The sequence below is a fragment of the Nonomuraea corallina genome (genome assembly GCF_027620315.1).
In the GTDB taxonomy this organism is placed as follows: domain Bacteria; phylum Actinomycetota; class Actinomycetes; order Streptosporangiales; family Streptosporangiaceae; genus Nonomuraea; species Nonomuraea corallina.
Window position 1 is genome coordinate 33,392 of record NZ_JAPNNL010000048.1, and the last position, 6,871, is coordinate 40,262.

Sequence of the window (6,871 nt, forward strand, 5' to 3'; positions counted from 1 at the left end):
CCTGATGGAGCGCCGCTTCGTCACGGTGAACGGCCGGCAGGTCCACTACGCCCACGCCGGGCGCGGCCTGCCGGTCGTCCTCCTCCACGCCTCTCCCGGCGACTGGCGGCCGCTGCGCGGCCTGGCCGCCGAACTGGCCCGCTCGTTCGCGGTGTACGCGCTCGACACGCCGGGGCACGGCGGCTCCGACCCGCTCCCGGCGCCGGACCCCGGCATGGCCGACTACGGCGCCGCGCTCGGCGAGACGCTCACCGCGCTCGGGCTGGAACGGGCCCACCTGTACGGGACGCACACCGGGGCCAAGATCGCCCTGTCCCTCGCGGCGGAGCGGCCGGAGCTGGTCGCCTCGCTCGTCCTCGACGGGGTCGGGGTGTCCACCCCGGAGGAGCGGGCCGACCAGCTCGCCCGCTACCTGCCGCCGGTGCGGCCCCGCAGCGACGGCGGCCACCTGGTGGCGGCCTGGCACCAGGTGCGCAACATGTTCCTGTACTGGCCCTGGTACGACGAGCGCGCCGCCTCCCGGCTGACCGCCGCCCCGCCGCCGGCCCCGTACCTGCACGATCTGACGGCGGGCCTGCTGGAGGCGGGGGCGAACTACCCGCTGGCCTACCGCGCCGCCTTCACCTGCGACCCGCTCCCGCTGCTCGCCCGCCTCACCGTCCCCGCCCTCGTCCTGGCGTCCTCCGCCGACCCCCTGCACGCCCATCTGGAGCGGCTGCCCGCCCACCGGCTCCAGGTGGAGTCCACCACCTCCGGCATCTCGGCCCTGGCCTCCCGCATCCGCGCCCACCTCACCTCCCACACCCCCTCGCCCGCGACCGCCGGCCCTCACTCAGCCACGCCTCCGTCCGACGCGGCGCCGTCGGGTGCGGCGCCGTCCGACGCAACGCCGTCGGGTACGGCCCCGTGCGGGGCGGCTCTGTCGGGCGCGGCGCGGTGCGGGACGGTGGAGCCCGGTGCGGCCGGGCTCGGGCGGGGCGTGAGCCGCCGGTACGTGCCGACCCGGCTGGGACAGGTGCTCGTCAGGCAGGCCGGGGCCGCCGCCGGGTCAGGGCGGCCGCTGGTGATCCTGCCTCCGGCCCCGGCCTCCGGACGGGCCGTCACCGACCTGCTCGCCGAGGCCGCCCGCCACCGCCCCGCCTTCGCCCTCGACCTGCCCGGAACCGGCGGCTCGGACCTGATCGGGTCCGGTGCGGGCGACGACCTGCGGGGGACCGGCGGCTCGGGCCTGGTCGGGTCCGGTGCGGGTGACGACCTGCCCGGAACCGGCGGTTCGGGCCTGGGCGGTGGTGGCATGGTCGAGGTGATCGCTCTGGCTGTCGGTGACGCTCTCGACGGGCTCGGGCTCGACGGCGTCGACCTGTACGGGACGGGAGCCGGCGCGGTGGTCGCCGTCGCCGTCGCCCGGTCGCGTCCCGGCCTGGTGCGGGCGCTGGCGCTGGCCGGACTGCCCGACCCGGGCGTGCTGACCGAGGACGAGGCCCGCGCCCGCACCCCCGGCCTGGAACCCGACGAGCACGGCACCCACCTGCTCCGGGCCTGGCACCTGGTGCGGGACGGCGGGCTCGCCACGGGCCTGCCCGAACTGCCCGGCGGCCGGCCGGATCTGGCGGAGCTGCACGCCAGGGTGCTCGACCTCGCGGCATCCTGGCGGACCTACGCCGCCGCCTTCCGCGCCGCCGCGCGGCCCGCGGGCGAGCCGCCGGTACCGGTGGTCGCCGCCGATCCCGTCTGGGATCCGTTCACCGCTCGCGCCGTGCGCGCGGCGCCCGGCCACGACGGGACGGGCGGCGTCGCATCCCTGCTGAAAGCCCTGGAAGACGTGACCGGGTGAGCCGACCGGCCCGCCCGCGAGAGGAGAATGCACCTGTGAGCAGCCGCTACCGGCACGGACTGATCCATTACGTGGGCGACGGGGTGGGGGTGCGCGGCCGCGAGGAGTGGACGCTCACCGCAGCCGAGGACGGCACCCGCACGCTGCGCGCCCACTGCCGCATGTTCGACACCGACATCGAGCGGGACGTGGTGCACACCGCGTCGGCCGGGTTCCGGCCGCTGCGGTCCTTCATCAGCCACCGGGTGGGCGGCGCATTCCTGGGTGAGGGCTGGTTCGTCTTCGGCGAGGACACGCTGGAGTCGGAACTGCTGCTCAAGGACGAGGGCAGGGTGTCGCAGCGGGTCCCGCTGGCCGGGCCGCCGCCGTACTTCGTGCCGCACGCGGTGTGCTGCGACGCCTGGATCGTTCCCGCGTACGACCTGGAGGCCGGCGGCCCGCAGCGGTTCACGGGAGGGTTCCGTTCCTCGCCCCGCCCCAACGGGGCGAGCGGCCCGTACGCGGACGAGCTGGCCGACCTCACCGTCACCCTGGTCGGCGAGGAGACGATCACGGTGCCCGCGGGCACCTTCCCCACCCGGCACTTCCTGCTGACCAGCGACGGCGGGGCCGAGGAGCACCTGTGGACGAGCACGGACGGCGACTGGCTGCTGATCCGCCTCCGCTCCGACCGCCTGTCCTCCTCCTACGAGCTGGTGGAACTGCGGGAAACCCGGTAGTGGTGCGGCGCTTCTACCTCGACGGCCCGTACGGGCAGATCCACCTGCGCGCCGTCACCCGCCCGCACGGGCGGCGGCCGCTCGTCTGCTTCCACCTCACCCCGGGGTCGGGGCGGATGTACGAGGCGCTGCTGGCGGAGCTGGGCGCCGACCGGACCGCGGTGGCGCCCGACACCCCGGGCTACGGGGCCAGCGACCCGCCACCCGGGCCGCCCGCCATCGGCGACTACGCGGCCGTGATGGCGCACGTCGTGGACCGGCTCGGCCTCGGCGAGGTCGACCTGCTCGGGTACCACACCGGATCCAAGATCGCGATGGAGCTGGCCATCGCCCGGCCCGACCTGGTGCACCGGCTGGTCCTGGTGTCCGCGCCCGCGTACACCGAAGAAGAGGAGGAGCGGCAGCGGCGCGAGCTGGGCACGCCGGCCGGACCCCGGGAGGACGGCGGCCACCTGCTCGACCACTGGCGGGGGCTGCTGCGGTGGCAGGGGCTCGGCCAGACGCTGCCGCTGGTGCAGCGGGAGTTCGCCGAGCAGCTGCGGGCGGGCCCGCGGGCTCACTGGGGCTACCTGGCGGCGTTCGCCTACCGGCACGCGGACCACCTGCCCCGGGTGCCGCGCCCGGTGCTGCTGCTCTGCCCGGACGACGACCTGCGCGTGCCCACCCGCAGGGCCCGGTCGCTGCTGAGGGACGGCGAGTACCGTGAGGTGCCCTGGGGGCACGGCATGGCCGACGCGCACACCGCCGAACTGGCCGCGCTGCTGCGGGACTTCCTGGACCGCGACTGAGCGGCGGGCCCGGCCCGGGGGATCAGCCGGGCGGGAGCTGTCCCAGGTCGAGCCGGGTGACCACGGCCGCGCCGCGCAGGCGGAGCAGGTCGCGCACCAGGTCGCCCACCACGGACGCCTCCAGGCGGTCAGGATGGGCCCGGCTGGACAGTTCGCTCTTCACCATGGCCGCCACCACCAGGTCGGTCACCTTCACGTGGTGGCCGGCCAGCTCCTGCCGGAGGGTGTCGGACAGGCCGAGCAGGCCGAACTTGGAGGCCGAGTACGCCGCCCCCGTCGGGTAGCCGCGCAGGCCCGCGCCGGAGTTGACGTTGACGATGTGGCCGCGCTCGCCCGCCACCGCCTCCTGGCGGATCATCTGCCGGGCGGCGGCGCGGGCGCAGAGGAAGGCTCCGGTCAGGTTGGCCTCGACGCTCTCCCGCCACGCCGCGTCGTCCAGCTCCACGATCTCGGCCTTGCGGAACACGCCCGCGTTGTTGACCAGCACGTCGAGCCGGCCGTACGAGGCGACGACCTCGGCGACGGCGGCGTCCACCCGTTCGGTCACGGTCACGTCGAGCGGCAGGCCGGCGGCCTCGCCGCCCGCGGCCCGGATCTCCCCGGCGGTCTCGGCCACCCGCCCGGCCCGGCGTCCGGCGCAGACCACGGCGTAGCCGTCGGCGCCCAGGGCCAGCGCCACGGCCCGGCCCAGCCCGCTTCCCGCGCCGGTCACCAGCGCGACCCGTCTCACCGGCACTGGTAGAACTCCAGGACCTCACCATCCGGGCCGAAGAACGGCTGGACGAGCGCGGGACCGTACGGCGGCAGGTCCACTTCGACGGGTGAGCTGACAGGCTCCGCGCCGAGGCTGGCGACCAGTGCGGACGTGGCCGCCAGGTCGTCGGTCTCCAGCGAGGCCGACAGGATGCCCAGGCTGGGCGGCACGGCCGTGGCGCGCTGCTGCCGGCCGGGGAAGCCGACGTACTGGGCGAGCTCCACCCGGCCGTTGACCGTGCCGCCCGGCATGAACAGGTTGACGTTGCGCAGCCCGGTGCCCGGCGGCAGGCGGAAGAACGACTCCATGTTCTCGATCAGCTTCTCGTACAGCACCTCGTAGCCGAGCGCCGTGTAGAAGGCGGTGGCGCGGGGGGCGTCGCTCACGTGGATCGCCACGGTCTGCAGCTCGCTCGGCCGGCCGTCGTAGTCGGCGAACGGGCTGTCCGGGCCCGCCTCCAGCTCGAACACGTCGAGCATGACGCCGTCGGGGTCGTACGAGAGGGAGTCCCAGGCGGACAGGTCGTCCATGACGGTCCAGCGGGTCGGCTGCGACTTCTGCCGCCCGCCCGCCGCGGTCAGCCGTTCGACGGCGGCGTGGACGTCGTCCACCCGGATGTTGAGCGCGTAGTGGCCGTAGTCCTGGCGGCGGGCGTACTCGCCCCAGTAGAGGCGGCCCGGGGCGCGGAACTGGACCAGGCGGAGCAGCCCGGTCGTCGCGCCCTGCGGCCCCACGACGGCGGCCCTGCCGGTGAGCCCCGGCGGCATCTGCCAGGCGGCCTCCGCCTCGGGGCCGCGCACCTCCGCCTCGGCGTGCGTGACGTATCCGAAGGCGTCCGTGTAGAAGGCGCGGGAACGCTCCAGGTCGGACACCGCGACGGTGGTGACCCGCAGTTCGCTGATCACGGGGTGTCCCCTTCCTGGCGGTGCGCCACGAGGTGCACCCGTTCTCCTTCCGTCCCGTACGCGACGAACGACCGGCGTCCGGCCAGCGGGCCGCTCTCCGCCACGGCGGGGGCGGTGGCGCGATGGCCGCCGGCCAGCACGGCGGCGTGCGCCGCGTCCAGGTCGGCGCAGGCGTAGCTGACCAGGCCGGTGCCGCCGGGCAGCCCCGCCGGGTCGAGGTTCGCGGCGGGGTGGCCCTGCAGCTCGATCGCGCCCCGGCCGGTGCCCTCGTGGCCGCTCTTGAGCAGGCTCATCCTGACCAGGGTGCCGCCGGGGATGCCCCAGGCGCGGTGCAGCGGCCCTTCGGTGAAGTCGGCCGCCATCAGCGCCGGCATGCCGAGGCTCTCGCCGTACAGCCGCCGCGCCGTGTCGTGGTCGTCGGTGCGCAGGTGCACCTCGAAGACCGGGCCGGTGCCCTGGCGGGCGCTGGGGAAGCTGCGCCCCTGCGGCTGGGTGAGGCCGGTGGTCAGGATCAGGTGGGTGCCCCAGGGCATCCGCCACACGCCGGAGCGGTGCACGTTGCTGCCCAGCTCCGACAGGTCGGTGGTGAACGGCTCGGCCACGGGCCGGACGCCGGGCCAGCCGGCCAGCCGGGCGGCGGCCGCGTCGACGTCCTCGACGACCAGCTCCACCGAGTCCCAGCCGCGCGGCAGCGTCCGCGTGACCGGCCGCGCCTCGCCCTCGACCAGGCAGACCATCCCGTACGGGAAGCCCGGCGGCCCCAGCAGGGCCCACGGCCGCCCGGCCCACCCGCCGAGCCCGGCTTCCCCGGCTTCCCCGGTGAGTGTGCCGCTCGCGCGGGGTTCGAGGCCGAGTACGCTCCGCAGACGCTCAGCGGTGGCGTCGAGGGCGGGCACCTCGATCCAGGCACAGACCAGCTCCCGCACCAGCGGGGCGGGCGGCGGGACCGTGCTCATCGGAGCGGGTTCTCGCCTTCAGGCCACCAGTCGCCGGCGCCGTAGGGGTCGGCCAGCGGCTGCGAGCCGTGCTCGTGCACGATGCGCCAGGTGTCGTCCTCTCGGCGCACCAGCCAGGTCATCCGCATGCGGAGCCGGCCCTGCTTGCCGTCGCCCTCGATGTCGTAGTCGATGACGCCCGCCACCTGGGCCAGCGTGTCGCTCTCCCAGCAGAACGGGCCCTCCACCCAGCGGAAGGCGTGGATCCGGATGGGCGCCTTGAAGTACGCCTCCCAGCCCGCCTTGATCCGGTCGCCGCCGTGCGTCGTCCAGCGAGGGCCCTCGACGAAGACGTACGCGTCGTCGGCGGGGGAGAAGGTGTCGAGCACGCCCTCCAGCCGCCTTTCGATGACGGAGGTGAGCATGGCCTCCGCCGTGCCGACCGGTGTTCTCATGGATGCGCCTCCCGATCATTCCGCTACTCGGAACGCTGTTTCGAAGACCCTAATTGTCTGATGTATCAGGGTCAAGGTGCACGATGGCCTTGCCGAGGTTCAGCCCTGACATCAGCCGGCCGAAGGCCGCCGGCGCGGACTCCAGGCCGCGGTGCTCGTCCTCCAGGAGGCGCAGCCGCCCCTCGGCGATGAGCGCGCCCAGCCGGGCGGCGAACTCCGGCCGCAGGTCGAAGTGGTCGTACACGACGAGCCCGTGCACCGTCGCCCGTGACCGCAGCACCGCTCCGGCGGGCAGGACCGTCTCGCCGCCCACCTCGTTCGCGTGGTCCGGCAGGCCGCAGAGCGCCACCCGGGCGTGCGGGGCGAGCTGGTCGGCCACGCCGCGCAGCACCTCGCCGCCCGCCATGTGCAGGTAGCCGTGCACCCCGTCCGGGCAGGCGGCCGCCAGCGCCTCGGCCCAGCCCGGGTCGTGCCGGTCGAC

The 6,871-nt window shown here is 75.3% G+C and carries 8 protein-coding genes; 3 read left to right on the plus strand and 5 right to left on the minus strand.

The window, feature by feature from the left end:
• Window positions 1–4 precede the first annotated feature (4 nt).
• Genes OUY22_RS14800 through OUY22_RS14810 form a run of 3 tightly spaced genes read left to right on the plus strand, consistent with a single transcriptional unit; the run spans window position 5 to window position 3,341 of the window.
• Window positions 5–1,834 (plus strand): alpha/beta fold hydrolase, encoded by a 1,830-nt coding sequence (locus tag OUY22_RS14800; RefSeq protein ID WP_270155515.1) that lies wholly within the window; start codon window positions 5–7, stop codon window positions 1,832–1,834.
• A gap of 35 nt (window positions 1,835–1,869) precedes the next feature.
• Window positions 1,870–2,553 (plus strand): DUF3108 domain-containing protein, encoded by a 684-nt coding sequence (locus OUY22_RS14805; RefSeq protein WP_270155516.1) that lies wholly within the window; start codon window positions 1,870–1,872, stop codon window positions 2,551–2,553.
• Between the two features lie 2 nt (window positions 2,554–2,555).
• Entirely contained in the window at window positions 2,556–3,341 is a 786-nt protein-coding gene (locus tag OUY22_RS14810; protein WP_270155517.1) for an alpha/beta fold hydrolase, read from the plus strand.
• 22 nt (window positions 3,342–3,363) lie between these two features.
• On the opposite strand, the gene OUY22_RS14815 is transcribed toward OUY22_RS14810, so the two are convergent.
• From OUY22_RS14815 to OUY22_RS14835, 5 genes are all read right to left on the minus strand, one after another.
• Window positions 3,364–4,077: an SDR family oxidoreductase gene (locus tag OUY22_RS14815; protein WP_270155518.1), complete on the minus strand. Its 714-nt coding sequence runs from the start codon at window positions 4,075–4,077 to the stop codon at window positions 3,364–3,366.
• Window positions 4,068–5,000 (minus strand): VOC family protein, encoded by a 933-nt coding sequence (locus OUY22_RS14820; protein WP_270155519.1) that lies wholly within the window; start codon window positions 4,998–5,000, stop codon window positions 4,068–4,070. Before OUY22_RS14820 ends, OUY22_RS14815 begins: the two co-directional genes overlap by 10 nt.
• On the minus strand, window positions 4,997–5,956 hold the full coding sequence (locus OUY22_RS14825; protein ID WP_270155520.1) for a VOC family protein: 960 nt from the start codon (window positions 5,954–5,956) through the stop codon (window positions 4,997–4,999). The genes OUY22_RS14820 and OUY22_RS14825 overlap by 4 nt, the downstream gene beginning before the upstream one ends.
• Complete coding sequence (locus tag OUY22_RS14830) at window positions 5,953–6,390, minus strand: YybH family protein (RefSeq protein WP_270155521.1); 438 nt, start codon at window positions 6,388–6,390, stop codon at window positions 5,953–5,955. The genes OUY22_RS14825 and OUY22_RS14830 overlap by 4 nt, the downstream gene beginning before the upstream one ends.
• Before the next feature lie 49 nt (window positions 6,391–6,439).
• A partial coding sequence (locus OUY22_RS14835) for a zinc-binding dehydrogenase (RefSeq protein WP_270155522.1) occupies window positions 6,440–6,871 on the minus strand: 432 nt, incomplete at its 5' end.